The following is a 25,073-nucleotide window of genomic DNA, read 5'->3' on the forward strand; positions in this document are numbered from 1 at the left end:
CGAGTGAACGACGAGGGGCCCCGCGCGACGGCGCGGGGCCCCTCGTCGTACGGGTACGCGTTACAGCTTCTCGATCACGTAGTCGATGCAGGCCGTCAGCGCCTGGATGTCCGACGGGTCGATCGCCGGGAACATCGCCACGCGCAGCTGGTTGCGGCCCAGCTTGCGGTACGGCTCGGTGTCGACGATCCCGTTGGCGCGCAGCGCCTTGGCGACGGCCGCGGCATCGATCTCGTCCGCGAAGTCGATCGTGCCGATGACCTGCGAGCGCTTCGCCGGGTCGGTGACGAACGGGGTCGCGTACTTGGACTCCTCCGCCCAGCCGTACAGGTTCCGCGCCGAGGTGGCCGTGCGGCGGACCGAGAAGTCCAGGCCGCCCTGGGTGTTCAGCCAGTTCAGCTGCTCGTTCAGGAGGAAGAGCGTGGCCAGGGCCGGGGTGTTGTACGTCTGGTTCTTGAGGGAGTTGTCGATCGCCGTGGGCAGGCTGAAGAACTCCGGGATGTGGCGGCCCGACGCGTGGATGCGCGCGGCGCGTTCCAGGGCCGCCGGGGAGAAGACGCCGATCCAGAGACCGCCGTCGGAGGCGAAGGACTTCTGCGGGGCGAAGTAGTAGACGTCCGACTCGGTGATGTCGACCGGCAGGCCGCCCGCGCCGGAGGTGGCGTCCACCAGGACGAGGGAGCCGTCATCGGCGCCCGGGACGCGCTTGACCGGCGCGGCGACACCGGTCGAGGTCTCGTTGTGCGTGAACGCGTAGACGTCGATGCCCGCCTCGGCCTGCGGGTCCGGGTGGGTGCCGGGGTCGGAGGAGATCACGGTCGGGTCGGCCAGCCACGGGGCGAGCTTGGCGGCCTTCGCGAACTTCGACGAGAACTCGCCGAAATTGAGGTGCTGGGACTTCGTCTCGATGAGTCCGTGCGTCGCGATGTCCCAGAAGGCGGTGGAGCCGCCGTTGCCCAGGATCACCTCGTAGCCCTCGGGGAGGGAGAAGAGGTCGCGCACGCCCTGACGCACCGCGCCGACCAGGTTCTTGACCGGGGCCTGGCGGTGGGACGTACCGAGAAGAGACGTACCGGTGGCGGCCAGCGCGTCGAGCGCTTCCGTCCGCACCTTGGAAGGACCGGCGCCGAAGCGTCCGTCGGCGGGCTTGATGTCAGCAGGAATCTGGATATCGGCCACGAACCGGAGCGTAGTACCTCATGGACACCGCCGAGGACGGTGTCCGTCGGGTGAGACGCTCGCTCCGGTCCGTGGACCGCGTGAGTTCCGGTCCGTGGGCCCTGTGCCGGGAGGGCCGGTCAGCCCAGTTCCACCGGCAGGTCGTGCAGGTCGTTCTGGGTGACGATCGGCTTGTTCCGCAGCTCGGCCGCCGGGACGGCGAGCTCCAGCTCCGGGAACCGCTCGTACAGCGCGGGCAGCGCCACCCCCGCCTCCAGCCGGGACAGTGCCGCACCCGGGCAGACGTGCGGGCCGTGGCCGAACGCGATGTGGCGGTTGGGGGAGCGGGTGATGTCGAAGTCACCGGCCGTCGGGCCGTGCTGCGCCTCGTCGCGGCCGAGCGCGCCGTACGAGACGATCAGTGCCTCGCCCTTCGGCAGGACCTTGTCGCCCACCTCGACGTCTTCCGTGGCGAACCGGAACAGGACATGCGAAGTGGGCGTGTTCCAGCGCAGGGTCTCCTCGATCACGTTCTCCCACGGCACCTGACCGTTCAGCACCTGCTTGCGCTGCTCGGGGTGTGTCTGGAGCGCGACGACCGCGTTCACGATCAGGCTGATCGTGGTCTCGTGACCGGCCGCGATGATCAGCTGGAGGGTGTTGACGATCTCCTCGTCGGTGAGTTGGTCGCCGTCCTCGGAGGCCGCGATGAGGGCGCTGGTGAGGTCGTCGCCAGGGTTCTCCCGCTTGGAGTCGACGATCTTTGTGAAGAGCTCGCCGAGGTCCGCCATCATCTGCGGGACCTCCGCCGGCGGCGTCTGCGTCGAGAAGAACTTCTCGAAGAGCTCCTTGAGCCGCGGGTGGTCCGCGCTGTCCACGCCCATCAGCTCGCTGATCACGTTCATCGGCAGCGGATACGCGAACTCCGCCTTCAGGTCGACCCGCTCGCCCTTCGGTAGCGCGGCCAGCCGGTCCAGGCTCGCCGTGGTCAGCGCCTCGATGCCGGCCCGCAGCCGCTCCACCCGCTTCACGGTCAGTGCCTGCGCGACCAGGGTGCGCAGCCGGCGGTGGTCCGCGCCGTCGACCGTGAGCATGGAGCGGCCCGGGTTGGCGAGGCCGATCAGCGGCCAGTCCATCGGTATCTCGCCGCGCTGCCAGGCGCCCCAGACGTTGATGTCCTTCACGATCCGGCTGTCGGTGAGGAGCTGCCGCGCCTCGGCGTGGTGGGTGACGGCGTAGCAGTGCACCCCGCCCGGCAGTTCCACCTCGGCGAGCGGGCCTGCCGCCCGTAGCCGGTTGCTCTCGCCGTCGAGGTCGGCGACGAAGGGGTCGAGGGCGATCCGGGTCATCTCTGGCCTCCGATGGCGGGTTCGGCAATGGTTCCGGCAGCGGTTCCGGTTCCGATGGCAAGGGTGGGTGTGAAGGTCACCGGTAGGTCCGTCAGGCCCCGCAGCCACGGGGACGGGCGTCGGGTGAGCTGCTCGGCGGGGACGGCGAGGTCGATGTCCGGGAGCCGGTCCAGCAGCACCTCGATGCCGGTACGGGCGATGATTTCGGCGGTCTCCTGGGCCGTGAACGGGCAGCGGTGCTCGCCGTGGCCGAAGGAGAGGAACGCGTTGTTGCCGCCGGTCAGTGCGGAACCGTCGGTGCGGACCTGCGGGTCCGCGTTGGCGGCGGCGATGCCGAGCAGCACCAGGTCGCCCGCCAGGATGCGGCGGCCGCCGAGATGGGTGTCGCGCGATGCCCAGCGGCCCGCGACGTTCTGCGTCGGGGTGTCCTCCCAGAGCACCTCGTTCATTGCCTCGGCGACGCTGTGCCGGCCGCCGGAGAGGGAGGCGGCGAACCGGTCGTCGGTGAGCATCAGCCGCAGCGAGTTGCCGATCCAGTCTGCGGTCGGCTGGTGGCCCGCCGCCATCATGACCATCAGGTCCTGGGCGACTTCCTCGTCGGTGAAGCCGCCCCTGTCGGCGAGCATCCGCGTGGCGACGTCGTCGCCGGGCTCGGCGTGCTTGTCGACCAGCAGTTGGACCATGGACGAGGCGAGGTGCTGCTGCCCGGCCAGCGCCCGTTCCCGGCCGTCGATCATGTCGTTGAGCGAGCCGACGAGCGCGTGGCTGATGGCGTCGCTGAAGCCGTAGATCTTCGCCAGCACGAGGGCGGGGAGCAGCATCGCGTATTCGGCGATGATGTCGGTTTTGCCCTCGGTGCAGAACCCGTCGATGAGAGTGTCGGCGAACTCCTCCGCGTACCGCTTGAGCGCGAACGGGTCGACGGCCTCCAGCGCGTTGCTGATCATCGCGGCGCGCTCGGTGTGCCGGGGGCCGACCGTGTAGAGGATCGACGGCTGCTTGCGGCCGATCATCGGCAGCAGCGGCCAGTCGTCGGGGATGCGGTCCCACTGGTTCCACAGGTCGGAGTCGCGGCTGAACAGCACCGGGTCGCCGGTGACCTGGTGCAGTTCGCGGTAGCCGAGCACCAGCCAGGCGGGGACGTCGCCGTCCAGGACGACGGGTGCCACGGCCCCGTGGTCGCGGCGCATCTCCCGGTACAGCCGGGTCGGTTCGGTCTGGAACCGGGGGCCGGAGAGCGGCGCGCGGCCCTGGGACACGGGGCAGCCGGCGGGCGGCGCCGGGGGCTGGGTCACGAGGTGGGCTCCGGGGTCTTCTCCGGCGCGATCTCCGGACGGGCGGCGGACGGGTCGGCAGGCGCGGTGGCGGACGGCGCGGAGGCCTTGCCCTGCGACAGGGTGCGCAGGTGCTCGACCAGCGTGATCAGTACGTACTTGCTGGAGGAACGGTCCCGGGCGTCGCACTCCACCAGGGGTACGTCGTCCGAGAGGTCGAGCGCCTCCCGTATCTGCTGTTCGGTGTGGAGCGGGCCGCCGAAGTCGTTGCACGCCACGATGAACGGCGTGCCGTGGTGCTCCAGGCGGTCGATGGCGTACCAGGAGTCGGCGAGCCTGCGGGTGTCGACGAGGACGACGGCACCGAGGGTGCCCGAGAACAGCCGGTCCCACAGGAACCAGAACCGTTCCTGGCCAGGGGCGCCGAAGAGATACAGCACCGAGCGTTCGTCGAGCGAGATCCGGCCGAAGTCGAAGGCGACGGTCGTGGATGTCTTCGACTGCACACCGTCGAGATGGTCGACGGCCTCGCCCGCGCGGGTCATGGTCTCTTCCGTGTTCAGCGGACGGATCTCGCTGACGGAGCGGACCATGGTGGTCTTGCCGACCCCGAAGCCGCCGACGACGACGATCTTCAGTCCGTTGTCGGCCGTCGCCCGCAGGGCGGCACGGTCAGAGGTTGCGGAGTCCAACGAGCACCTGTTCCAGGATCTCGGGGTCGGGGAGCCGGTCCGCGACACGGGCTGTACGGGGGTGACGGGCGCTGATCCGGCCGGTGTCCAGCAGATCGGACAGCATGATCCGGACGATGCTGACGGGCAGGCCGAGGCCCGCCGCGATCTCCACGACCGCGGTGGGCAGCTGGCACATTCGCAGGATCGTGACGTGCTCCGACTGCATGCCGGGGGTCGGCTCGCACTCGGAGACGACCAGCGTCACCAGGTCGAAAGCGTCCGAATCGGACCGGCTGCGGCCACCGGTGAGGGTGTACAGCCGGTCCGGGTCGTCGTCCCGGCCGGGACGGGGGCGGGTCATACGTTCGCTGTCGCGTCGACGACTGCGGAGGCCTCGGAAGCCGAGGGGGAGCGCGGCGGGGCGCTCAGGTGCTCGCCGAGCTGCTCGACGAGTTCGCTCATGTTGTGGCCGATGAGGCCGACGTCGGCGTTGTCGGAGGCGACGACCGCGAGATGGGCGCCTGAGCCCGCCTCGACGATGAACAGCACACCGCCGTAGAACTCGGCCATCGCGGACCGTACGCCGCCGGTGCCGTCACCGAACTCGATGGACGCCCCGTGCGACAGGCTCTGGATACCGGCCGAGATCGCGGCCAGCTGGTCGGCCTGGTCGATGGAGAGCTCGGGGGTACGGCACAGCTTGAGGCCGTCCCTGGACAGGACGAGGGCATGGCGGGTGCCGGGGGTTCGCTCCAGGAGTGCCTCCAGCAGCCAGTTGAGCTTCTCGTCGGTGGTCGCGGTCATCGGGTGTTGCCTTCTTCCGGGTGCGGGGAGTTGGCCCGAACAGCCTGGCGGAAGCTGCTGAAGCGGGCTGCCTGTTCCTTGGGGTCGGCGGTACGGGGCCGGGGGGTTGCGGTGGCACCGCCCGCGTTGGTACGGGCCTCGGCGGCGGCGAGGGTGCGGCCGCGGGGGCGTTTGGGGAGCCCGCTCTCACCGAACCGGGGGAGGTTGCCGGTGGTCTCGGACGCGGGGGAGTCCGAGAGGGCGGGGTTGGCTTCCGTTGCCGTTGTGTCCGCCGATTCGTGCGCGGGTTCCGGCTCGGGCCTCGGCTCCGGCTTCGGCTGGGGCGCCTGTTCGGGCTCCGGCTCCGGGACCGGCACCGTAGCCCGGGTGAGGAGCTCCTGCGGGAGCATCAGCAGGGCGCCCGTGCCGCCGCGCGCGGACGGCCGGTACGACACGGTCAGACCGTGCTTACGGGCCAGCCGGCCGACGACGGCGAGGCCGAGCCGGGTGCCGGAAAGACCCGTCAGGTCCTGGTTGGTGGCCGACACCGCGCGCTCGGCCCGGCGCAGCTGCACATCGCTCATGACCAGGCCGCTGTCCTCCACGGTCAGGACGACGCCGGCCGGCACGTCCTCGACGTACACATGGACCTCCGCGGTGGGCGGCGAGAAGTTGGCGGCGTTGTCGAGGAGTTCGGCGAGTGCGTGCATGACGCCCTCGGCGGCGTGGCCGGCGACCGCGACCTCGCTGGTCGAGTGGAGGCGTACCCGCTGATAGCCGCTGATCCGGCCCATCGCGCCGCGCAGGATCGACTCCATCACGATCGGCTTCGCCCAGCGTCGTCCGGAGCGGGCGCCGGTCAGCACGGCGATGGAGTCGGCGAGCCGGCCCGCCTGGGCGGTGCGGTGGTCCAGATGGAGCAGATCGCCGAGCACGTCCTCGGCGGAGTGCCGGTGCTCCATTTCGCGCAGGTCGGCGAGCATGCTGGTGGCCAGGGCCTGCATCCGGCCCGCGGCGTTGGCGCAGGCGGCGACAGCGGCGGAACGCTCGGTGTCGCTGCGGGCCGCGCGGGCGGTGAGTCGTTCGACGTCGGTGGTGAGCCGTCCGACCTCGGCGGTGAGCCGTTCGGACTCGGCGACGGCCTGCGAGGTGACCCGTGCGGTCTCGGCCTCGGCGGCGGCCTTGACCCGGGCGGTCTCGGCGGTGAACCGCTGGCCCTCGGCCGCGGCGGAGGAGACGAGCCTGCTGATCTCGCCGGTGAACCGCTGGGCCTCCGCCGCGAGATGTGCGCGCAAACGGTTTGCGGTGGCACGGGCATGGACGGCGGTGGCCACGGCGGTGGACAGCAGTACGGCGCCGGCGCCCGCTCCCCAGGCCAGCGTGGTCTGTACCGAGTCGGGGGCAGCGACTACCGCCCACAGGCACAGGGACCCGGTGACGGCCAGTGAGATCAGCAGAGCCAGTGCGGTCGGCCGGGATGAGGTGCTCAAGCGGAGTCCTTGGGGGCGGACGGGGCGGTAGGGCCAACGGGTCTGATCGGGACAGTTTGGGACAGTTCGGCACGGCGGGGATGAATGCGACAACTGGAGCTGACGATTCCCAGCCAAGTCTTGGTCACTATATGAGAATTGACTCTCTATTTGGGAAGTGCTTGTGGCGTTCTCTGTCACGTATGTGACTACGCGTCCGACGTATTCCGACGTATTGACGTATTCGGGGGGGACTCGCGCGGGCGAGGCCGTCGAGTAACCGGGGCAACGGCATCCTGGGTCCATGGCCGCACATCACGAACCGACGGAACGCACCGCCCTCGCACAGGCCCTGAGCACCGCGGTCCGCGGAGAGGTCGACTTCGGCCCCACCGCACGGGCGCTGACGACGATGGACGCCTCCAACTACCGCCGCGTGCCGCTCGGCGTCGTCACCCCGCGCGACGCCGACGACGTGGCCTCCGCGCTCGCCGTCTGCCGTGGACACGCCGTGCCCGTGGTCCCGCGCGGCGGCGGCACCTCCATCGCCGGGCAGGCCACCGGCACCGGTGTCGTCCTCGACCTCACCCGCCATATGGGGAAGATCGTCGAGCTGGACGCCGAATCCCGTACCGCGGTCGTCCAGCCGGGCGTGATCCTGGACGACCTGCGCACCGCCGCCGCCCCGCACGGCCTCACCTTCGGACCCGACCCCGCCACGCACAGCCGCTGCACGCTGGGCGGCATGATCGGCAACAACTCCTGCGGCGCGCACTCGGTCGCGTGGGGCACCACGGCCGACAATGTGCACGCCCTGACCGTGGCCCGCTACGGCGGCGACACGCTGCGTCTGGTCCGGGCCGGTGAGACCGAACCCGCCACCGGACGCACCGGACTCACCGAACCCGCCACCGGACTCACCGGACTCACCGGACTCGCCGGACTCGCCGAACTCGTCGGCGAGAACCTCGCCCTCCTGCGCACCGGATTCCCCGAACTCCCGCGCCGTATCTCCGGATACGCCCTGGACGCACTCCTGCCCGAGCGCGGAACCGACCTGGCCCGCGCCTTCTGCGGCAGCGAGGGCACGCTCGGTGTGGTGACGGAGGCGACCGTACGGCTGGTCGAGGCGCCGGCGGCCCGCGCGCTCGCCGTACTCGCATACGCCGACGAGTCCGCAGCCGCCGAAGCAGCTCCCGGCCTGCTCCCGCACCACCCCCTGACCGTGGAGGGCATGGCCGCCGATCTCGTACGGGAACCGGCCGGGCTGCCGCGCGGCGGTGCCTGGCTCTTCGTCGAGACCGGCGGCGCCACTTCGGCCGAGGCGCGGGCGCACGCCGAGCGCATCCTCCGGGCGGCCGACGCGCGGGCCGGCATGGTCGTCACCGACCCGGCCGGACAGCGGGCCCTGTGGCGCATCCGCGAGGACGCCGCCGGCACCGCAACCCGGATGCCCGACGGTACGGAGGCCTGGCCCGGCTGGGAGGACTGCGCCGTACCACCCACCCGCCTCGGCCCGTACCTCCGCGACTTCCGCGCCCTGCTCGCCGCCCACGGGCTGCGCGGCACCCCGTACGGGCACTTCGGCGAGGGCTGCATCCACGTCCGGATCGACTTCGACCTGTCGGCCCCGGAGGGAGTGGCCCGCTTCCGCCGCTTCTCCGAGGAGCTGGCGGACCTGGTCGTCGCGCACGGCGGATCACTCAGCGGCGAACACGGCGACGGCCAGGCCCGCGCCGAACTGCTCCCGCGCATGTACGGAGACGAACTGGTCGCCCTCTTCTCCCGCTTCAAGAACATCTGGGACCCGTACAACGGAATGAACCCAGGCATCCTCACCCACCCCGCCCGGCTCGACGAGAACCTCCGCTTCGAGGTGCTGCCGAAGCGCCCGGTGGACGTCACGTTCGGCTACCCGCACGACGGCGGCGACTTCTCCGCGGCGGTACGCAGATGTGTGGGCGTCGCCAAATGCCGTACGACAAAGCCGCCGGGCGCGGGCGTGATGTGCCCGTCGTACCGGGCGACCGGCGAGGAGGCCCACTCCACCCGCGGCCGGGCCCGGCTGCTGCACGAGATGCTCGCGGGCGAGGTGATCACGGACGGCTGGCGGTCGACGGAAGTGCGCAACGCGCTCGATCTCTGCCTGTCCTGCAAGGGCTGCCGCAGCGACTGCCCGGTAGGTGTCGACATGGCCACGTACAAGGCGGAGTTCCTGCACCACCACTACCGGGGACGGCTGCGCCCCGCCGCCCATTACACGATGGGACGGCTGCCGGCATGGCTCCGTGCGGCGGCCCCGTTCGCACCCGCCCTGAACGCCCTGGCCCGGGTCCGCCCGCTGGCGGCCCTGGCCAAACGACTGGCGGGCATCGCTCCGGAGCGGACGCTCCCGGTACTGGCGCGGGAGACGTTCACCCGATGGCTGGGGCGGCACCAGGGCAAGGGGACGGTGATCCTGTCGAGCGACCAGGCGGTCACCCTCTGGCCCGACACCTTCACCAACCACCTCTCGCCCGAGGTCGGGCGGGCCGCGGTCCGGGTCCTGGAGGCGGCGGGGCGCACCGCTCTGCTCCCTGGCCGGGGCGTGTGCTGCGGTCTCACCTATGTGTCCACGGGGCAGCTCGACAAGGCCCGCAAGGTGATGCGCCGAACTCTGGACCGGATGGGCGACTGCCTCGGAGAACCGCTCGTCGTCCTCGAACCGAGCTGCGCCGCGACCCTCCGCACCGACCTGCCCGAACTCCTTCCCGGCGACCCGCACGCGGCCGAACTCGCCCGCTCGGTCCGGACGTTGGCGCAGTACCTGGAGGAGTACGCCCCCGACTGGCAGCCGCCCCACCTGGACCGCCCCGTCGCCGGCCAGACCCACTGCCACCAGCACGCGGTCCTCGGCGACGCGGCGGACCACCGGCTGCGGGAACGCGCCGGGCTCACCGGTGAGTTGAGCGGTGGCTGCTGCGGGCTGGCAGGAAACTTCGGCTTCGAGCGGGGCCACTGGGCGGTGTCGGCAGCCTGCGCGGAGGAGCAGCTGCTGCCATCGGTACGGGCATCGGAACCGGGAACGGCCTTCCTGGCGGACGGCTTCTCCTGCCGGACCCAACTGGAACAACTGGGCGGCGTACGGGCCCGGCACTTGGCGGAACTTCTGGCGGAGGGCCTGGAAGAGGACCTGATGGAGGGAGCTGGGGAGGGGAGCGGGCCGGCGGCTGAGTGACTATGAGGCGCGGCGCGACGCGAACCTCTCGACGGCCTCCGGGGTGACGGGCGTGAAGAAGTTGACGAGGTTTCCGTCGGGGTCGCGGAACAGCAGCGCGCGGTTGCCCCACGGCATCGTCGTCGGCTCCTTGACGAAGTCGGTGACGAACCCGGTCAGGTTCCGGTAGATGCGGTCCACGTCGTCGACGAGGAACTCAATGATGACGCTGCTGTTCGCCGCCGGCCGGGCCGACCCCGGGGCGAACAACGGGATGGTGCGGTCGCTGCCGATCGCGAGCGTGGCGTGGGGCAGGCGCAGCTCCGCGAAGTCCTCGGTGGCCCGGTCGGCCAGCACCCCGGTGGTCCGCTCATAGAAATCCACGAGGCGTGCGACGTCGGCGGTGATGATGCGGATCGAAACGAAATCCATGAAGTTTTCCTTGGTTTGCTCGATTGAAGGCGTCGTTGCCCGTCACAACGTAGGACCAATAGAGGACAGAATCCGCCCGCTTTCCGCCGACCTACGCTGACATACCGTGAAGCGAACTCCGCGATGAGACCGGTGTCCGGCGCCCGTGCCCTGTACGGAGCGGTGACCGTGTTCTCTGCCTGCTACCGGGCCCTGAGGCCGGGGGCGGGCGGGGTGCGCGGTCGCAGGCGCTCTCCCTGCGGCCCGAACATGATCATGTACTCGACCGGGCCGCCGGGGCCGGCGCTCGCGACCCCGTGGGGATTGCGAGTGTCGAACTCGGCGACGTCCCCGGCACTCAGGACGAGGTCCTGGTCGCCGAGTGCGAGCCACAGCCGCCCGTACAGGACGCACAGCCATTCCCAGCCGTCGTGGGAAACCTGCCGGGGCCGTGCGGGCGGCTCCTGAACGGCGGGCAGGACGTGTTTGTGGGCGTGCAGGCCCCCGACGTACCGGGTCAGCGGCAGCACTGCCTTGTCGTCGCCGAAACGCTGGAGCGCGGAGGTGCGGGGCTCGGCGGCGGGGGCGGTGCCGGCCAGCTCGTCCAGGGAGACGCCGTACTCCTTCGCCAACTGCAACACCACCTCCAGGGTGGGCTTGCGTCGGCTGGTCTCGATCCGCGACAGCGTGCTCGGGGAGATGCCGGTCGCGCAGCTGACGCCGGTGAGCGTGGAGCCGCGGTGTTCGCGCGCGGCCCGCAGCCGGGGGCCCATCGCCGCCAGCGTGTCGGCCACGTCGTCGCCTGTCACCCGCTCTGCCCCCTTCCGGACGCGCCGCTCCACCATCCTGTCCTGCAAGTTTGCCAGGCTGGCAACGGTAATCGCGTCGGACGGTCGCCGCGCCGCATGATCGATGCGTACCTGCATCCACCCGCGAACCGAGGAGAAGCCCCCATGCAGCCCGAGCCGTCCACCGCACTCCGCCACCGCACCGTCGAGGCCCCGGCCGGGCGCCTGCACCTGGTCGAGCAGGGCACCGGCCCGCTGGTCCTGCTCGTGCACGGCTTCCCCGAGTCCTGGTACTCCTGGCGCCGCCAGCTCCCGGCCCTCGCCGCGGCCGGCTACCGGGCGGTGGCGATCGACGTGCGCGGCTACGGCCGCTCCTCCAAGCCTGCGGCGACCGACGCCTACCGGATGCTGGACCTGGTGGAGGACAACGTCGCCCTCGTGCACGCCCTCGGCGAGGAGAGCGCGGTGGTCGTCGGCCACGACTGGGGCTCCAACATCGCCGCCACCTCCGCTCTGCTCCACCCCGAGGTCTTCCGGGCCGTCGCCCTGCTGAGCGTCCCGTACGCGCCACCCGGCGGCCCCCGCCCCACCGACATCTTCGGCCAGATCGGCGGCCCCGAGCAGGAGTTCTACGTCTCCTACTTCCAGGAGCCCGGCCGCGCCGAGACGGAGATCGAGCCTGACGTGCGGGGCTGGCTCGCGGGCTTCTACGCCGCCCTGTCCGCCGACACCATGCCCGCCCAGGGCGAGCCCGACCCGCACTTCGTCGCCAACGGCGGCCGGCTGCGTGACCGATTTCCCACCGGCATCCTCCCGGCCTGGCTGACCGAGGACGACCTCGACGTCTACGCCGGAGAGTTCGAGCGCACGGGTCTGACCGGCGCCCTCAACCGCTACCGCAACATGGACCGCGACTGGGAAGACCTCGCCCCCCACCGCGGCGCCCCGATCAAGCAGCCGTCCCTGTTCATCGGCGGCGCCCTGGACGCCTCCACCACCTGGATGTCCGACGCTATCGACGCCTTCCCCACCACCCTCCCCGGCCTGACCGCCTCCCACCTCGTAGAGGGCTGCGGCCACTGGATCCAGCAGGAACGCCCCGAGGAGATCAACCGTCTGCTGACCGGCTGGCTCAACACCCTCACGGGCTGAACCGCCAGGCGCGGCCGGGACACAACGTAGGACCAATAGAGGGCAGAATCCGCCCGCTTTCCTCCATAGGCTGAGGCCATGCCCCGCCCCACCGGCCGCGTCCTCACCCTGCTGGAGCTGCTCCAGTCCGGCGGCACCCGCACCGTGGCCGAACTGGCCGACCGGCTCGGCGTCGACGGCCGCACCGTGCGGCGGTACGTCGAGCACCTGATCGACCTCGACGTGCCCGTGGAATCGATCCGCGGCCGCTACGGTGGCTACCGGCTCGGCCCCGGCTACCGTCTGCCCCCGCTCATGCTCGCCGAGGACGAGGCGCTGGCCGTGCTGCTCGGCCTGGCCGCCGGCCGCCGGGCGGGGCTGCCGGCGGCGGGGAGTACGGCGGGTGAGACGGCATCGGCCAAGATCCGGCGGGTGCTGCCCAAGCACGTGGTGGGCCGGCTCGCCGCGCTCCTCGATTCGCTCGCTTTCACCGACCTGTCCCGCCCGGCCGCGGCGCCCGCGTCGGTGCCGGACGCGGAGGTCCTGCTCACCCTCGCCGACGCGGTGCGCCACCGCCGGCCGGTCTCCCTCCGGTACACCGATCGCTCCGGACACCGCAGCGAACGCACGCTGCACGCCTACGGCATCGTCGCCCACGAGGGCCGGTGGTACGTCACCGGTGCGAGCCCCGGAGCCGGCGCGAACCCCGGATCCGGTGAGGAGCGGACCTTCCGGCTGGACCGCATCACGGACGCCAGGCCCCTGCCCGGCTCCTTCGAGGCGCCGACGGACCATGACCCGGCGCAGCAGCTGCTGGCGGGGTTCGCCGCCGCGGAGTACCGCCACGAGGTGGTGCTGCGGGTCCGGGCGACGGTCGCGCAGGTCCGGGCCCACCTGCCCGCGACCGTCGCCGGGGTAGCGGAGCTCGGGCCCACTGCCGACGAGGGTGAGCAGTGGCTGCGGGTCGAGCTGCGGGCCGAGCGTCTCGACTGGCTGCCGCCGGTGCTCGCCGCGCTCGACCGGCCGTTCGTCATCGAGCGTCCGAGCGAACTCCGCGCTCTCGTCACCGCCTTCGCCAACCGCCTTGCCTCCCACGCCCTGCGAACCTGACGCCCCGACCGGAGCCCGAGCTTCGGGTGCCGGGTTTCGAGCTTCGGGAAGGCCCTATTCACTCTTTCGTGGGTACGGGGAGGGGCCCGGGGCCGGGTCTTGAGCTTCGGGCTTCGGGGGCCGGGTTCCGGGCGTCGGGATTCGAGCGGTGTCGTACAACCAGTCGGTGAAAGAAGGGGGTTGGGGAAACCTCCCCGCCCTCCCTGGCCTGTCACAGCCAGCAAGTATGACTAATCGTGACCGACTTGCGGCGCGAAGTCGCGGCGGCATCGCTCCGGAGCGGACCCTGCCGGTCCGGAGCATGAGGTGCCCGGACCAGTCGGCGGACCAGAAAATGTTGCGCATCGACCGCACCGCCGACTACGGCGCCTTCGAGAACGCCGCCCGCGGCCGGATCGACCCCCCGGGGCAGCAGGGAGAACTGGTGAACCGTTACTCGTCACAACGCCTGACAGACGGCTCCTGGTTCCTTTTTGAGATGTGACATTTCGCCAGGTCAACGCGCCTTCCGCAGCAGTCGGACCGCCGTGCATAGTCCCTGGGCGGCCAAGAGGCTCGCAGGAAAGGGGATCCGGCACCTTGAGAACCGACAGGACGTCCGACCAGGCATTGGACGACACCGTGCCGAAAGCAGCGCGGCGACCCCGGCAGTCGGGGCTGGTGACGCGTGGGCTGCTGCCCGAGCGGGGGCCCCGGCGGACACTGGCGCTGGCGACGTTCATCAGCATGATCGGCAGCGGTCTCTTCATGACCGGCGCCGCGCTGTTCTTCACCCGCTCGGTCGGACTGTCGGTGACGCAGGTCGGTCTGGGCATGGGGGTGGCGGCCTTGGTTGGCCTGGCAGCAGGGGTGCCGGCGGGGCGGTTGGCCGACCGGCGCGGGCCGCGGGAGACGTATCTGGCGATTCAGTGCGTGCAGGCCGTGGCGATGGCGGCGCTGGTGCTGGTGAGCTCGTTCGGGATGTTCGTCCTGGTCATCTCCCTCACCCAGCTCGCGTCCTCGGCCGGTGCCGCTGCCCGAGGCCCGCTGACGCGCGGTCTTGCGGGGGCGGATCCGACGAAGTACCGGTCCTATCTGCGGGCCGTGGCCAATCTGGCCGGAGCGTGTGGCGCAGTCATGGCCGGCGTGGTGGTGCAGGTGGACACCCGGGGCGCGTACGTGGCGCTGGTGCTGGCCAATGCCCTGAGTTTCCTGCTCTGCGCGGCTGTCGTGACCCGGCTGCCGCATCTGCCACCGTTGCGTGAGCGGGACTCCGCCTCGGGGACGTCTTCTGCGGGCCGTTGGGGTGTGCTGAAGGACCGCCCGTACGTGGTGGTCACTGGGCTGGACTCGGTCCTGTCGCTTCAGGGACATGTTCTGGTGTTCGCGCTGCCGCTGTGGATCGTCGGGCACAGCGCAGCACCCCAGTGGCTGGTCGGAGCGTGCGCGGTGGTCAACACGCTGATCGTGGTGGTGTTCCAGGTGCGGGCAAGCCGAGGGGTAGTCGATAACGCCTCAGCGGGGCGGGTCGCGGTCCGTTCCGGGGTGGCGTTCCTGCTCGGCATGGCAGCGATATCGATCGCGGCGGGGGTCCCGGGATGGCTCGCCACCATAATGATCACCGCTGGTGTCGTCGTGCACACGATCGGTGAGCTGTGGCACACCGCCGCCTCGTTCGAGCTGAGCTTCGGACTGGCGCCCGCCCATGCCCAGGGTCAGTACTCCGGACTGAGCGCCACCGGCGCAGGCTTGGCAAGTTCCCTGGCTCCGTCAATTCTGGGCCTGTTCTGCATCACCTGGGGCGTTCCCGGCTGGCTGGCTCTGGGCGGTGTTTTCGTGCTCGCGGGACTGGCGATGCCCTATGCGGTCCGGTGGGCCGAGCAGGCAAGCGCAGCAGCAGCCGGAGAGACCAATGCTGGGTGACGAACACGGCCCGCGGGTGCGGGCTTTGAGGAGCTCGGGCAGCAGACGGGCGCCGCCCGAATCGGGCACTTCCTGCGGCTGAGGCGCGGGGCGGCCGGAGCCCGAGCTTCGGGGGCCGGTATCCGGGTTTCGAGCTTCGGGAAGGCCCTGTTCACTCTTTCGTGGGTACGGGGAGGGGCTCGGGGCCGGGTCTTGAGCTTCGGGCTTCGGGGGCCGGGTTCCGGACGTCGGGATTCGAGCGGTGTCGTACAACCGGTCTGTGAAAGAAGGGGGTTGGGGAAACCTCCCCGCCCTCCCTACCCCGTCACGGCCAGCAAGTATGACTAATCGTGACCAACTTGCGGCGCGGAGTCGCGGCTGCTTACGGTGCCCAACGTAACGACCCCGACGCGGTGTTCTCAGCACCGGCCGGGGTCTGACCCCAAGATCGAAGTAGGCGACCCCGTGGCTGTTTCAAACCTTAGCCCTGCCCCGCGCGTGTCCGCATCCTCGCGCTCTCATCCGAAGGCCAAGCCCGGTTACGGAAAACGATCCGTGCCGGATCAACGCCCGCCCCACGAGGGTGATTTCGCCCTGTTGCCCGAACGCGAGCGGCACATCGCCGGTTACGTGGACGCGCTGCCCGAGGGTGCGGCGATGGACATCAAGTCGCTGGCCAGGAGTCAGCCGTTGTACGGGCAGATGGCTGTCGGCAGCGCTTTGCGGGCTCTGGGGGTGGCGGGTCATCTGCGGCATGTCCGGTGCCTGAGCGGCGAGGGCGACCAGGTCCGCTGGGTCACCCGCACCTTCTGGTCCCGGGTCGCCCGTGACAACGAGTGGTGGGACGCCTTCCTCGCCGCCGAGGAGCGCCGCTCCGCGCCGCAGGGGGCTGCCGCGCCACCGCCGCCGTGGGTTCCTGACATCCCCGCCGCCCCCGAAGCGCCCGCATCCGTACCGGCACAGCCGCCCATCACGACAGTGCCGCAGCAGCGCACCGCAGAGCCGGAGCCGCAGCCGGAGCCCGAGCCGCAGCCGGAGGCGACCGTGGACCGGCCCTCTCCCGCTTTCCTCGTCCTGGCCCGTCTCGGCCGTACCGACTCCCGCCTGGCCCTCTCGGCAGCGGACTGCGCGGCACTGGAACAGATGGCCGCCGAGTGGTTCGCGCGCGGTGTGGACGCCGACTACCTGACGCACGCGCTCACCGCCGGGCTCCCCGCGTCCGTCGACTCGCCCTTCGGCTTCGTCCGCCGCCGTCTCCGCGACAAGATCCCGCCCCGCCTGCCCGCCGCAGCCCCGGCCGCGCCGGGAACTCCCGTACGCCGCCTGATCATCGAGTGCACCGAGTGCGGCACCCCCGGACGGCCCGAAGCGTTCCGCGACGGCCTGTGCAGGCCCTGCCGCGAAACCGACCCGGCCTGACCGGCCTGACCGGCCCGGCCGCGCAGCAAGGCCGGGCATGCCACGGGCGGCGCCACCGTACGAAGCGGCCGAACGTGTCGAATATGCCGACAACTCGGACTTTTGCGCCAACGGGTGCTATCCGCCTGACCGTCAGGGGTAGTCCGGCACCCTGTTGGGTCGCCGACCCACACGGCTACGGTGCGCAACAGATCAGCCAGCCACAGGAGGACACCATGATCCGGAAACTGCGCAAGGTCGGCACCAACTCGGGTAACGACGGATGCCCGACCTTGTACGAGATCCCTGGCACCGATCAATACGTTGTCCAGGGTGACCGCGTCACCGACGCGGCCGAACTCGACCAGCTCGACAACCTCACCACTGGGGAGGGCGCTGTCATCGTCCCGCGCGAACTGCTCGCGAACTTCGGACCCAAGGAGCCTGTGCACGTGCCCCAGCTCATCACCTTCGACGCGTTCGGCGGAATGTTCGCCAAGCTGAAGCACTCGGCTTGAAGGCTGGAGACACGCCGCCGCTACTCCTCGGACGAGGAGACCGACACCTATCGACAGTTCCTTGCCGAGGGCCGTGTCGACTGGGACCTCGACGACCCGTGGTGCACCGGACGACGCGATCAGTCCGCGCTCGGCAAACGGTTCGAGCGCGTCCGCATTCTCGATGAGCCGCCCACCGCCGGGCAGCGCTACCTCCTCGACAACGCCCGTCGCAACACCGCGGTCGGCGAGAACATCCGCGTGCTGGCACGCAGCAGGGCCGACGCGCTCCAGTTGCCGCAAGAGGACTTCTGGATTTTCGACAGCCGAGTTGTTGCCCTGCTGCACCACAACGACGCTGACGAGATGACGGGAGTCGAGCTGATCACAAACCCCGTGGATGTCCTGCGATACGCGCAGGTCCGCGAGGCCGCCTGGCACCGCGCCGTGCCCTACGACCAGGTGCAGAGGTAACTTCGCCGTGTGAGCACTGACTTCCAGTACGCCCGTGAGGCGCTCGGCCGTCGGCTCCGTGAACTGCGTGGTACGACGACGCAACGGGCGCTGGCAGCCGAGCTGGGGTGGCCGCAGGCCAAGGTTTCCAAACTGGAGACCGGACGGCAGACAGCCACTCCGGACGACCTCACGGCATGGGCCACGGGCGCCGGGCACCCCGAGGCTGCTGAGGAGCTCCACGCCCACGTCCAGGGTCTGGAGACCCGCACCCGGTCGTGGCGCCGCCAGCTGAGCGCCGGTCACCGGCCGGTACAGGACGCCCTCACCGTCGAGTACGAGCGGTCGGCCGAACTGCGGGCGTGGCAGGGGGCCATGGTCGTCGGCATGCTTCAGACCCCCGACTACGCCCGGCACATCTTCACCGGGTTTGCCGCGCTCTACCAGTCGCCCCGCGACATCGAGGCAGCAGTTCGGGCCCGTACGCGCCGCCAGGACCTGCTTTACCGGTCGGGCCGAACGTTCGACATCATCATGTGGGAGGCCGCTCTCCACGCCAGAGTGTGCCCTCCCGATGTGCTCTCCGCCCAGCTCGACCGACTCGTCGGCGCGATCGGACTGGATACCGTCCGGCTCGGCATCGTCCCACTCGGCGCCCAGGTGGCCATACCGCCGGGGCCGGGGTTCTGGCTGTATGACGACCGGCTGGCCATCGTCGAGGACTGGCACGCCGAACTCTGGATCGACGACCCCGAAAGCACCGGTGTGTACCGACGGGTGTGGGACAGCCTCGCGGAATCAGCTGTGTACGGGACAGGCGCGCATCGGCTGATCGCACGGGCGCGGGCCCAACTGAACCTCTCGTGGGCATCATCGCGAATCGTGCCTGACAGCCGGAGAATATTCGCGAATCACAGTGCGCTTTGATTCTCCCGAGCTCCTAACGTGCTGGTCATGGCCTTGCGGACACATAATTCGGGCACGGACCGGTCGGCCTGCCGGTCGTGCCCGGTCGCGGTCCGCCTCAACCGTGTGTGGCGGAAGGACCGCCGGTGATGCGACCGCTGTCAACAGCCCATGGCTCCTGGGAAGTCGAAGGCGTACGACGTGTCCGGCGCGACCGGGCTCGGCGTCACGATCCGTGTCCGCGAGCGGCCGTGCTCGCTGCCCGCGTCGGCGAGGCCGACACCGTGCCCGCGTGACCAGAAGCTCTCAAACTCCCGCTCGTGGCCGCATCGCGCTTGCCGGGGCGGGTCCTGCACGACACCACCGTAGGAAGCGACCAAGGAGGAGACTTGCAAACGAGCCGGTCGTCTTCCAGGACGGCGGACGGTGGATGGTCCGGCAGGGCGGCCCTGCACGTCTGTGGGACGGGATCAACGAACGTGTCACGCAGTGGCAAGTGGACGGATGCCCGCCTGCTGGCCGCATGCGGCTGCACTTGGACCCCGACGGACAGCGCCTCACCTGGACGTGACCGCAGGCCGACAGCCTCCATGGTGAACCGCCCGTTCGTCGTTCGCCCGTGGCGGACGGGGATTCCGTACGCGCTCGGGCGGCATGCCGACGACTGGGGACGCCGCCGGGCCGGTGAACGGCAGCGCCCCGTGCCGGACGGGTCCGGCGCGGGGCATGAGGGTCAGCTCCGGGCGGCGCAGGGGACGAAGTCGTCCCACGCAGTGGGGGAGAGGGCGAGTTCGGGGCTCAGTTGGTCCTTGGAATCGCGGACGTGGATCGCCTCGGGGCTGGACGACGAGCCCTCACGCTTCGGACCTCCCAGCCGGTCCGGGGCGTGAGGCCCCCGGACCAGTCGGCCGCACTTGTCGCGGTCGTAGCCGTGGGCGCCGAGCAGAATGTCGGGCTGCTTGTGCGGACGTCCGTCGCGCGCTGGCCGCGGAAGGGGGCATTGAGCTTCGGCGAGTCACGCATCCGGTAGACGACTGGTTCGTCCAAGGGCTCCGACCTGTCACGCGCAGCTCGCCGTGGAACGCACTGAGCCCAGAACTTTCTTTGACGTCGGGAAAGCGGTTGGTTCCCGGTTCCCACAGGGAGTTGGTTGGTGCGTCCCGATCGACGGCGTGGGCGGAGGGCAGACAGTACAGGTAGGGGCCATCGGGTATGACTTCGATGGCGCGCTCTCCCTCCACCGTGGAGAGTTGGCCACATTGTGGTACTTGAGTGCCTTGTTGCCGGGGAAGAACCAGAAGTTGCCCGAGTCATGAGTGCAGGCGTCGATGCCCGTTCCAGCCGGGCGTACCGATTCCGCGGAGGAGAAATTCACATGGACCCCCAACATCCTGCTCGGCCTACGGCCATGGATGGGACCGATGGGCTTCTGCCGGAGTTGCTCGCGCGTCACACCGAGACGTACAACGCCGCAGCGCCCGAGTATGAGCGTCGGGTCTCGCAGAATTATGAGCATGCGGACCGGCGGGTCCGGCGGATCGCACAGTCCCTCGTCCCCGGCGGCAAGGTGCTTGAGGTCGGCTGCGGTGTGGGCCTGAACCTGCTGTGGCTGGCGCGGCGGGGTTTCATCTGCACCGGTATCGACTCCTCCGAGGAAATGGTGAGGCTGGCGAGGAGGAGGAACCCTGGGGCCGGCGTCATCATCGGGGACTTTCTGTCCCACGACTTGTCCTCGTCCTACGACGCGATCGTGGCCGACGCGGTTGTTCATCTGTTTCCCGAACCGGGAGTGCGGGCCTTCATGGCCAAATGCCGCGAGCTGTTGCGGCCCTCCGGGGTGCTCTGCCTGGGGACCACCGTCAGCGCGAGCAGTAGCGAGGGCTGGAAGGTGAAGTCGGACTTTTCCGGAAATCTGATGCGATACCGGCGGGAGTGGACCCGGCAGGAGTTCGAGGCACTGTTGGCGGACGACGGTTGGAAAGTCCTTGACTACTGGGAGTTACCCGATCCCCGGGGCAAGAACTGGATGTGCATTGTGGGCACACTGGCCTGAGCCCCGCTGGAGTGGTGGCCTCGCGGGCAACAGTAGATCCCCCGACCCGGAAGCGAGCTGAAAATGTCACACGCTCTGCAGCGGCCCGTTGTCTGCATCCTCGCCGTACGCCCCCGCGGCAGCGGAGGGTTCGAGGTGCTGCTGCAGCGGCGGACGAAGGCGAACGACGACACTCCGTACAACGGCTTCCTGGAGCTTCCACAGGGCAAGGTCAACAGAAACGAGTCCCTGACACAGGCCGCGCGCCGCGAACTCGCGGAGGAAGCAGGCCTGAAGGTCCTCCGGTTCCTGGCCGGCGGCGATGCGCATGCCTTTGTCGCCGAGACTTCTGAGCTGGCGGCGTCACAGCCGTTCGTATGCGTCACCGACACCATGCAGAACCATATCGGGCTCTGTGTGATCGCCGAGATCACCGGGGATGCCCAAGCCACCAGCGAAGCTTCCGGCCACCGCTGGTACGACCGACACGAACTGGAAAAGCTGATCGCCGCGAAGAGGCTCTTCCCGCTCAACGTGCCCATGCTGCGCAAGTTTCTCGACACCGCCCCTGATGAAGTGGACGCATAGCGTCCCCGGCCTGAGCGCTCGCAAGAGCCTTGGAGGGAGCCGGGAGCCGAACATTCTCTTCCAGCTCGTCGAAGCGTCGCTGGGCAAGCCGGAGGGCATGGTCCGGGATGTGGTCTACCCGGCGGCACCGGGCGGCAAGCAGACGCTGCGGGAGCTGGTACACGAGTTCAAGACCCGCGGCCCGGTCTACCGGCGCACCGTGCAGACCATGTTGAAGGCGCCGTACTGTGCCTGCGCATCCTCAGTCCGCCCTGGTGTACGTGAACACCCTGATGCTCCAGGGCACCACGCGCCGCAGGCCACGGGCCCGGAAGCGTCCGAGGTCGCTGCGCATGCGGGAGACCGCCTTTCGGGTGCGGACGGAGCGGACACCGCCCATGTGGTCGATAGCCCGGTGCCAGGTGGCGCACGCCTCGAGCCCTGGCTGCCCGACCACTTCTAGCAGCCACTGACCTGTGACAGCGATGGTTGATCCATTGCCACCGAAGTTTGGCTGATCGGGTCGCCGTCGGTCAGATGACCTCTTGCTGCCCCTGGTTGGGCCGCTCGCTGAATGGCCCCGTGGTACCGGGCGCCGTTGTGGTAGCCGTCCGAAGCGGTTTGCTCGACCCACGATCCGGTGACCACGTTGCGGTCAACGCTCAGGTCCAGCGTCAGCGGGCTGTTCGGGTTGCTCCTGGCCCCGGGCAGGCTCTGAGCGGCCCTCCAGCTCATTCGGCGTGGACTACATCCACCACGTCCCTGACGAGGACGAGGGTGGCTCGGACCCCGAGGCCGGCCGCGCCGCCATGGCCCTGACCGCGGCCGCGATCCGTGCGGCCGGGTTCACCATCGATGCCGAGTTCTGGCCGAACGAGGGCGCGGCAGACTGCTCGCAGTGCCACGCTGGCTGCACCGACAGCCCCGTCGGCGGGAAGTAGCGCCACCCAGTCGGCCAGCCGCCCGGTTCCCCATGCCGGGCGGCTGTGCCTGCGAACGAGAACGGAACCGAAGTGTCTGACACCCGTAGTGCGGCCTGGGACGAGTACGCGCAGACCAAGCCCCAGCGGCGCACGACGAACGCCCGTGGCGAGTCCACATGGTTCAACTGGACTCAGTACGCCGACCACGGCCCTGGAGCCGAGGTACTTGCCTTGAAGCCGGGTGAGACCGTGCTCGACCTTGGCTGTGGTGCGGGCGGGAACGCAGCCCACCTCGCCGGCCTCGGCATGCGGGCTGTAGGCATCGACCTGTCCCCCAAGCAGCTCGCGAAGGCGCGGGACCGGTGGTCCGATGTGGACGGGATGGAGCTGCACCAGGGCGACGCTCTCGCCTATCTGGAAGAGAACCACGCGGTTTTCGATGCGATCTACAGCGTCTTCGGTGCGGGCTGGTTCTCGGACCCCGGCCTACTGCTACCGATCGTTCATGCGAACCTCAAGCCCGGTGGCGTGTTCGCCATGTCCCAGCGCCCCCCGGTCGAGGGGTGCTGCGGCTGCCAGGCGTCGTACATCCCTCGCGGGCCTGACGAAGACCCCGCTGTCGTCAAGCGGTGGGACCATGAACCAGATGCCTGGGTGCTGATCCTCAAGGAGCACGGATACGTGGACGTGTCCGCCTCCGTGATCGCTCCGCCTCCGGGGACCCGGCGCACGGGCACGTTGTTCGTCCGGGGCGTCCAAGGAGGCCAGGAGTCGGTGGCTTCGGCCTGAAGCCGAAGAAAACCGACAGCAGCTCACACCCCCGACGGCCACCCCGTAAGGGAAGCCGACGTGGCGGTGGTCGGAAGTGTTCCGGGCAACCGCAGACGACGCCCAGGGCGGTCGTCTTCCAGGACGGGGGATGCCACCTGCCCGGTGAACGGCAGCGCCCCGCGCCGGATGGGTCCGGCGCGGGGCGTGAGGGTCAGCCCTGGACGGCGTAGGAGACGAAGTCATCCCACGCGGCGGGGGAGAGGGCGAGTTCGGGGCTCAGTTGGTCCTTGGAGTCGCGGACGTGGATCGTCTGCGCCCCCTTCGCCACCTCGACGCAGCTGTCACCCTGCGAGCCGCTGTAGCTGCTCTTGAACCAGGCCAGTTCGGACGTGCTCATAGCGCTCCTCGCAATCGCTTCAACAGGCCCAGGGAGTCCTTAGGGGGCAGGGCCTGTGAGCGCAGTTTCGCATACCGCTGCTGGAGCAGGCTGATCTCTTTCGCATGGGCGATCAACCGCCCGTTCTGCTGCCCCTCAGAGTAGGCGAACCAGCGATTGTCGGGTGTCTCGGCCAGCTGCATAGGCCCGTCCATCCCCGCGTGCGACGGTTGCCGTAGCGGCATCACCTGAAACTCCACGTTCCAGTTCCGCGCGAGCAACTCCACCAAGTGGTCTAAGAGTTCCCGCGTCACCGCCTCCCCACCCGTCCACCGCTCCAGCACCGCCTGCTCCACGATGAAGCTGAATGCCGTCGGCGGCTTCCGTGTCACCGCCAGCAGCTCCTGTCGTGCCAGTCGCGCCGCGATCCGCTGCTCCAGCTCCTCCGGGTCGGGCAGCGGCGGCACGTTCAGCGACACCGCCCGCGCGTACGCCTCGGTCTGCAACAGGCCTGGCACAACGCGGCATTCGTACGTATACAGGCTGATCGCCGTCGTCTCCACCCGTGCCCACTGCCGGAACCAACTCGCCAGTCCCGCCTGCCGTGTCAGATGTGGCGCGGCCTTCCGCATTGCGCCGGTGTTTCCGAGCACCGCCTCCGCGCGCTCCACGAAGTCGCGGTCCGGCATCCGGCGGCCCTGCTCGATCGAGGCGACGGTGTGCTTGGAGAAGCGCACCAGGTCGCCGAACTCCTCGCGGCTGAAGCCCGCGTGCTCCCGTAAAGCCTGGACGAACGCGCCGAACGTGCGCAGACTGTCCGACATTCCCGGCTCGGCGCCGGCTCCCGCGCCCGTTCCTCCTGCCGCCGTTCCCGCAGCGCCGTCGTCCGTGTTCTCGTAGGCCACAGCCGGCCACCTTTCGCGCGCACCCGCCCCGCCGTACCGCTTCTGACTCGGCTCCATCGTCACGTCGGGTGCTTCGTACTGTCCACCGATTGTGTGCGTACTCTGACTCAGCGTACGTGCGTAGGTCCTGGTGAACACCTTTGCGCGCCCTGCACGTTGGGCGCATGGCGGCACCGTTCGGCCACGCGATCCGCCAGTGCCGGTTACCGTACGTGTGTTCACTCAGCGGTTCAGTTCGACCCCGCGCGGGAGGGTCAGGCGGCCTGGAAGCCCCACCGCTGTGCTGACCTTTGCCGCAGCTTGCCATCCGGCGCAGGTTCGTCCATTCGCCCCAACTCGAGGGATGTGACTGCCTCTTCACGGGCCTATGGGAAGCTCGGTGCATGACTCCCAGGCCCCTCTCCCGTGCCGTTGCACTGACAGCGATCGTCACTCTTGGCTCGCTCTCCCTGTCCGCCTGTGGCAGCAGCACGTCCGGAGGCGGCGGTCAGACGAACTACGTATCGAGCAACGAAGGCATCTCAACGGTTACCGAGGGAGAGCGGAAGCCTGTCGGCCCGATCAAGGGCGAGACCATTCAAGGCAAGCACCTCGACATCGCCGACTTCCAAGGCAAGATCGTTGTGATCAATGCCTGGGGTTCCTGGTGCCCACCCTGCCGGGCCGAAGCCCCCTACTTCAATAAAGTCGCCAAAGAAATGAAGACCAAGGGTGTCGAATTCGTCGGCATCAACGCCCGCGACGGCAACAAGGGCCTATCCAAGGAATTTGAAGATGACTACGATATGGCATATCCGAGCCTGTACGACCCGACTGGAAAACTACTACTGTCAGGATTCCCAAAGGGCACAGTGAGCCTTCAGTCCATTCCGTCCACTGTAGTTCTGGACCGAAATGGAGAAATTGCAGCCAGGGCGCTCGGTTCAATCGATGACAACAAACTGCATAAGATGATTGACCCCCTGATCGAGGAGAACTAAACCAAAAGACTCCTCGACCATAATCCCCCACTCGAATAGAT

At 69.5% G+C, this 25,073-nt stretch carries 26 protein-coding genes and 2 pseudogenes; 14 read left to right on the forward strand and 14 right to left on the reverse strand.

The window, feature by feature from the left end:
* Positions 1–60 precede the first annotated feature (60 nt).
* The 7 genes from serC to ABT115_RS18155 all read right to left on the reverse strand — a co-directional run bounded on the left by serC (position 61) and on the right by ABT115_RS18155 (position 6,728).
* Complete coding sequence (gene serC, locus ABT115_RS18125) at positions 61–1,179, reverse strand: phosphoserine transaminase (RefSeq protein ID WP_351790430.1); 1,119 nt, start codon at positions 1,177–1,179, stop codon at positions 61–63.
* Positions 1,180–1,298: 119 nt separating this feature from the next.
* Positions 1,299–2,507, reverse strand: coding sequence for a cytochrome P450 family protein (locus ABT115_RS18130; RefSeq protein WP_351790432.1), 1,209 nt, complete (start codon positions 2,505–2,507; stop codon positions 1,299–1,301).
* Positions 2,504–3,802, reverse strand: a complete 1,299-nt coding sequence (locus ABT115_RS18135) for a cytochrome P450 (RefSeq protein WP_351790435.1) — start codon at positions 3,800–3,802, stop codon at positions 2,504–2,506. Before ABT115_RS18135 ends, ABT115_RS18130 begins: the two co-directional genes overlap by 4 nt.
* Entirely contained in the window at positions 3,799–4,473 is a 675-nt protein-coding gene (locus tag ABT115_RS18140) for a GTP-binding protein (protein ID WP_351790438.1), read from the reverse strand. Before ABT115_RS18140 ends, ABT115_RS18135 begins: the two co-directional genes overlap by 4 nt.
* Positions 4,454–4,816 (reverse strand): DUF742 domain-containing protein, encoded by a 363-nt coding sequence (locus ABT115_RS18145; RefSeq protein WP_351790439.1) that lies wholly within the window; start codon positions 4,814–4,816, stop codon positions 4,454–4,456. Before ABT115_RS18145 ends, ABT115_RS18140 begins: the two co-directional genes overlap by 20 nt.
* Positions 4,813–5,259, reverse strand: a complete 447-nt coding sequence (locus tag ABT115_RS18150) for a roadblock/LC7 domain-containing protein (protein ID WP_351790441.1) — start codon at positions 5,257–5,259, stop codon at positions 4,813–4,815. Before ABT115_RS18150 ends, ABT115_RS18145 begins: the two co-directional genes overlap by 4 nt.
* Entirely contained in the window at positions 5,256–6,728 is a 1,473-nt protein-coding gene (locus ABT115_RS18155) for an ATP-binding protein (protein WP_351790444.1), read from the reverse strand. The genes ABT115_RS18150 and ABT115_RS18155 overlap by 4 nt, the downstream gene beginning before the upstream one ends.
* Positions 6,729–7,011: 283 nt before the next feature.
* On the opposite strand from ABT115_RS18155, the gene ABT115_RS18160 reads away from it, so the two are divergent.
* Positions 7,012–9,924, forward strand: a complete 2,913-nt coding sequence (locus ABT115_RS18160) for an FAD-binding and (Fe-S)-binding domain-containing protein (RefSeq protein ID WP_351790446.1) — start codon at positions 7,012–7,014, stop codon at positions 9,922–9,924.
* Here the strand turns inward: ABT115_RS18160 and ABT115_RS18165 are convergent, their stop codons facing one another.
* Positions 9,925–10,335, reverse strand: coding sequence for a VOC family protein (locus ABT115_RS18165; RefSeq protein WP_351790448.1), 411 nt, complete (start codon positions 10,333–10,335; stop codon positions 9,925–9,927).
* 182 nt (positions 10,336–10,517) lie between these two features.
* Entirely contained in the window at positions 10,518–11,123 is a 606-nt protein-coding gene (locus ABT115_RS18170) for a helix-turn-helix domain-containing protein (RefSeq protein ID WP_351790451.1), read from the reverse strand.
* A gap of 144 nt (positions 11,124–11,267) precedes the next feature.
* Here ABT115_RS18170 and ABT115_RS18175 point away from each other — a divergent pair, with 144 nt between their 5' ends.
* The 7 genes and pseudogenes from ABT115_RS18175 to ABT115_RS18205 all read left to right on the forward strand — a co-directional run bounded on the left by ABT115_RS18175 (position 11,268) and on the right by ABT115_RS18205 (position 18,499).
* The gene (locus ABT115_RS18175) at positions 11,268–12,254 is read left to right on the forward strand and encodes an alpha/beta fold hydrolase (protein ID WP_351790454.1); all 987 of its coding nucleotides are present in this window, start codon (positions 11,268–11,270) and stop codon (positions 12,252–12,254) included.
* Positions 12,255–12,332: 78 nt separating this feature from the next.
* On the forward strand, positions 12,333–13,343 hold the full coding sequence (locus ABT115_RS18180; RefSeq protein ID WP_351790457.1) for a helix-turn-helix transcriptional regulator: 1,011 nt from the start codon (positions 12,333–12,335) through the stop codon (positions 13,341–13,343).
* 334 nt (positions 13,344–13,677) lie between these two features.
* Positions 13,678–13,827 (forward strand): hypothetical protein, encoded by a 150-nt coding sequence (locus ABT115_RS18185; protein WP_351790460.1) that lies wholly within the window; start codon positions 13,678–13,680, stop codon positions 13,825–13,827.
* A 95-nt stretch (positions 13,828–13,922) separates the two neighbouring features.
* Positions 13,923–15,245, forward strand: a complete 1,323-nt coding sequence (locus ABT115_RS18190; RefSeq protein ID WP_351790463.1) for an MFS transporter — start codon at positions 13,923–13,925, stop codon at positions 15,243–15,245.
* 444 nt (positions 15,246–15,689) lie between these two features.
* The gene (locus ABT115_RS18195; protein WP_351790466.1) at positions 15,690–16,643 is read left to right on the forward strand and encodes a MarR family transcriptional regulator; all 954 of its coding nucleotides are present in this window, start codon (positions 15,690–15,692) and stop codon (positions 16,641–16,643) included.
* A 215-nt stretch (positions 16,644–16,858) separates the two neighbouring features.
* Positions 16,859–17,593 (forward strand): annotated as a pseudogene (locus ABT115_RS18200) (DUF6879 family protein).
* A 9-nt stretch (positions 17,594–17,602) separates the two neighbouring features.
* Complete coding sequence (locus tag ABT115_RS18205; protein WP_351790469.1) at positions 17,603–18,499, forward strand: helix-turn-helix domain-containing protein; 897 nt, start codon at positions 17,603–17,605, stop codon at positions 18,497–18,499.
* A 140-nt stretch (positions 18,500–18,639) separates the two neighbouring features.
* Here ABT115_RS18205 and ABT115_RS18210 read toward each other — a convergent pair whose 3' ends face one another.
* Entirely contained in the window at positions 18,640–18,834 is a 195-nt protein-coding gene (locus ABT115_RS18210) for a hypothetical protein (RefSeq protein WP_351790472.1), read from the reverse strand.
* 377 nt (positions 18,835–19,211) lie between these two features.
* Positions 19,212–19,427 (reverse strand): DUF397 domain-containing protein, encoded by a 216-nt coding sequence (locus tag ABT115_RS18215; RefSeq protein WP_351790622.1) that lies wholly within the window; start codon positions 19,425–19,427, stop codon positions 19,212–19,214.
* Positions 19,428–19,790: 363 nt separating this feature from the next.
* On the opposite strand from ABT115_RS18215, the gene ABT115_RS18220 reads away from it, so the two are divergent.
* The 3 genes from ABT115_RS18220 (at position 19,791) to ABT115_RS18230 (ending at position 21,540) form a co-directional block, all read left to right on the forward strand.
* A complete protein-coding gene (locus tag ABT115_RS18220) occupies positions 19,791–20,531 on the forward strand; it encodes a class I SAM-dependent methyltransferase (protein WP_351790474.1) in 741 nt (246 codons plus the stop codon).
* A 63-nt stretch (positions 20,532–20,594) separates the two neighbouring features.
* On the forward strand, positions 20,595–21,098 hold the full coding sequence (locus ABT115_RS18225) for an NUDIX hydrolase (RefSeq protein ID WP_351790477.1): 504 nt from the start codon (positions 20,595–20,597) through the stop codon (positions 21,096–21,098).
* A complete protein-coding gene (locus ABT115_RS18230; RefSeq protein WP_351790480.1) occupies positions 21,082–21,540 on the forward strand; it encodes a hypothetical protein in 459 nt (152 codons plus the stop codon). The genes ABT115_RS18225 and ABT115_RS18230 overlap by 17 nt, the downstream gene beginning before the upstream one ends.
* An 80-nt stretch (positions 21,541–21,620) precedes the next feature.
* Here ABT115_RS18230 and ABT115_RS18235 read toward each other — a convergent pair.
* Positions 21,621–21,794: pseudogene (locus tag ABT115_RS18235) on the reverse strand (DNA-binding protein); the annotation flags it as partial.
* Positions 21,795–21,817: 23 nt separating this feature from the next.
* Between ABT115_RS18235 and ABT115_RS18240 the strand changes: the two are divergent.
* Together ABT115_RS18240 and ABT115_RS18245 are read left to right on the forward strand one after the other, a co-directional pair.
* Positions 21,818–22,018, forward strand: coding sequence for a hypothetical protein (locus tag ABT115_RS18240; protein WP_351790483.1), 201 nt, complete (start codon positions 21,818–21,820; stop codon positions 22,016–22,018).
* 72 nt (positions 22,019–22,090) lie between these two features.
* A complete protein-coding gene (locus ABT115_RS18245; protein WP_351790486.1) occupies positions 22,091–22,789 on the forward strand; it encodes a class I SAM-dependent methyltransferase in 699 nt (232 codons plus the stop codon).
* A 193-nt stretch (positions 22,790–22,982) separates the two neighbouring features.
* Here the strand turns inward: ABT115_RS18245 and ABT115_RS18250 are convergent, their stop codons facing one another.
* Positions 22,983–23,168, reverse strand: a complete 186-nt coding sequence (locus tag ABT115_RS18250) for a DUF397 domain-containing protein (RefSeq protein ID WP_351790489.1) — start codon at positions 23,166–23,168, stop codon at positions 22,983–22,985.
* The gene (locus ABT115_RS18255; protein WP_502969115.1) at positions 23,165–24,052 is read right to left on the reverse strand and encodes a helix-turn-helix domain-containing protein; all 888 of its coding nucleotides are present in this window, start codon (positions 24,050–24,052) and stop codon (positions 23,165–23,167) included. Before ABT115_RS18255 ends, ABT115_RS18250 begins: the two co-directional genes overlap by 4 nt.
* 383 nt (positions 24,053–24,435) lie before the next feature.
* On the opposite strand from ABT115_RS18255, the gene ABT115_RS18260 reads away from it, so the two are divergent.
* Positions 24,436–25,032 carry a TlpA family protein disulfide reductase gene (locus tag ABT115_RS18260; RefSeq protein ID WP_351790491.1) on the forward strand — a complete coding sequence of 199 codons (597 nt, stop codon included), beginning with the start codon at positions 24,436–24,438 and terminating at the stop codon, positions 25,030–25,032.
* Positions 25,033–25,073 lie beyond the last annotated feature (41 nt).

Origin of the sequence: Streptomyces sp. NPDC001832, assembly GCF_040297265.1 — a bacterium.
GTDB lineage: Bacteria > Actinomycetota > Actinomycetes > Streptomycetales > Streptomycetaceae > Streptomyces.

Excerpts from the sequence above, each read along its gene's own strand:
- ABT115_RS18130 (WP_351790432.1), bottom strand. The coding sequence starts at position 2,507 with ATGACCCGGATCGCCCTCGACCCCTTCGTCGCCGACCTCGACGGCGAG.
- ABT115_RS18145 (WP_351790439.1), bottom strand. The coding sequence starts at position 4,816 with ATGACCCGCCCCCGTCCCGGCCGGGACGACGACCCGGACCGGCTGTAC.
- ABT115_RS18150 (WP_351790441.1), bottom strand. The coding sequence starts at position 5,259 with ATGACCGCGACCACCGACGAGAAGCTCAACTGGCTGCTGGAGGCACTC.
- ABT115_RS18160 (WP_351790446.1), top strand. The coding sequence starts at position 7,012 with ATGGCCGCACATCACGAACCGACGGAACGCACCGCCCTCGCACAGGCC.
- ABT115_RS18165 (WP_351790448.1), bottom strand. The coding sequence starts at position 10,335 with ATGGATTTCGTTTCGATCCGCATCATCACCGCCGACGTCGCACGCCTC.
- ABT115_RS18175 (WP_351790454.1), top strand. The coding sequence starts at position 11,268 with ATGCAGCCCGAGCCGTCCACCGCACTCCGCCACCGCACCGTCGAGGCC.
- ABT115_RS18180 (WP_351790457.1), top strand. The coding sequence starts at position 12,333 with ATGCCCCGCCCCACCGGCCGCGTCCTCACCCTGCTGGAGCTGCTCCAG.
- ABT115_RS18185 (WP_351790460.1), top strand. The coding sequence starts at position 13,678 with ATGTTGCGCATCGACCGCACCGCCGACTACGGCGCCTTCGAGAACGCC.
- ABT115_RS18220 (WP_351790474.1), top strand. The coding sequence starts at position 19,791 with ATGAGTGCAGGCGTCGATGCCCGTTCCAGCCGGGCGTACCGATTCCGC.
- ABT115_RS18225 (WP_351790477.1), top strand. The coding sequence starts at position 20,595 with ATGTCACACGCTCTGCAGCGGCCCGTTGTCTGCATCCTCGCCGTACGC.
- ABT115_RS18230 (WP_351790480.1), top strand. The coding sequence starts at position 21,082 with ATGAAGTGGACGCATAGCGTCCCCGGCCTGAGCGCTCGCAAGAGCCTT.
- ABT115_RS18250 (WP_351790489.1), bottom strand. The coding sequence starts at position 23,168 with ATGAGCACGTCCGAACTGGCCTGGTTCAAGAGCAGCTACAGCGGCTCG.
- ABT115_RS18260 (WP_351790491.1), top strand. The coding sequence starts at position 24,436 with ATGACTCCCAGGCCCCTCTCCCGTGCCGTTGCACTGACAGCGATCGTC.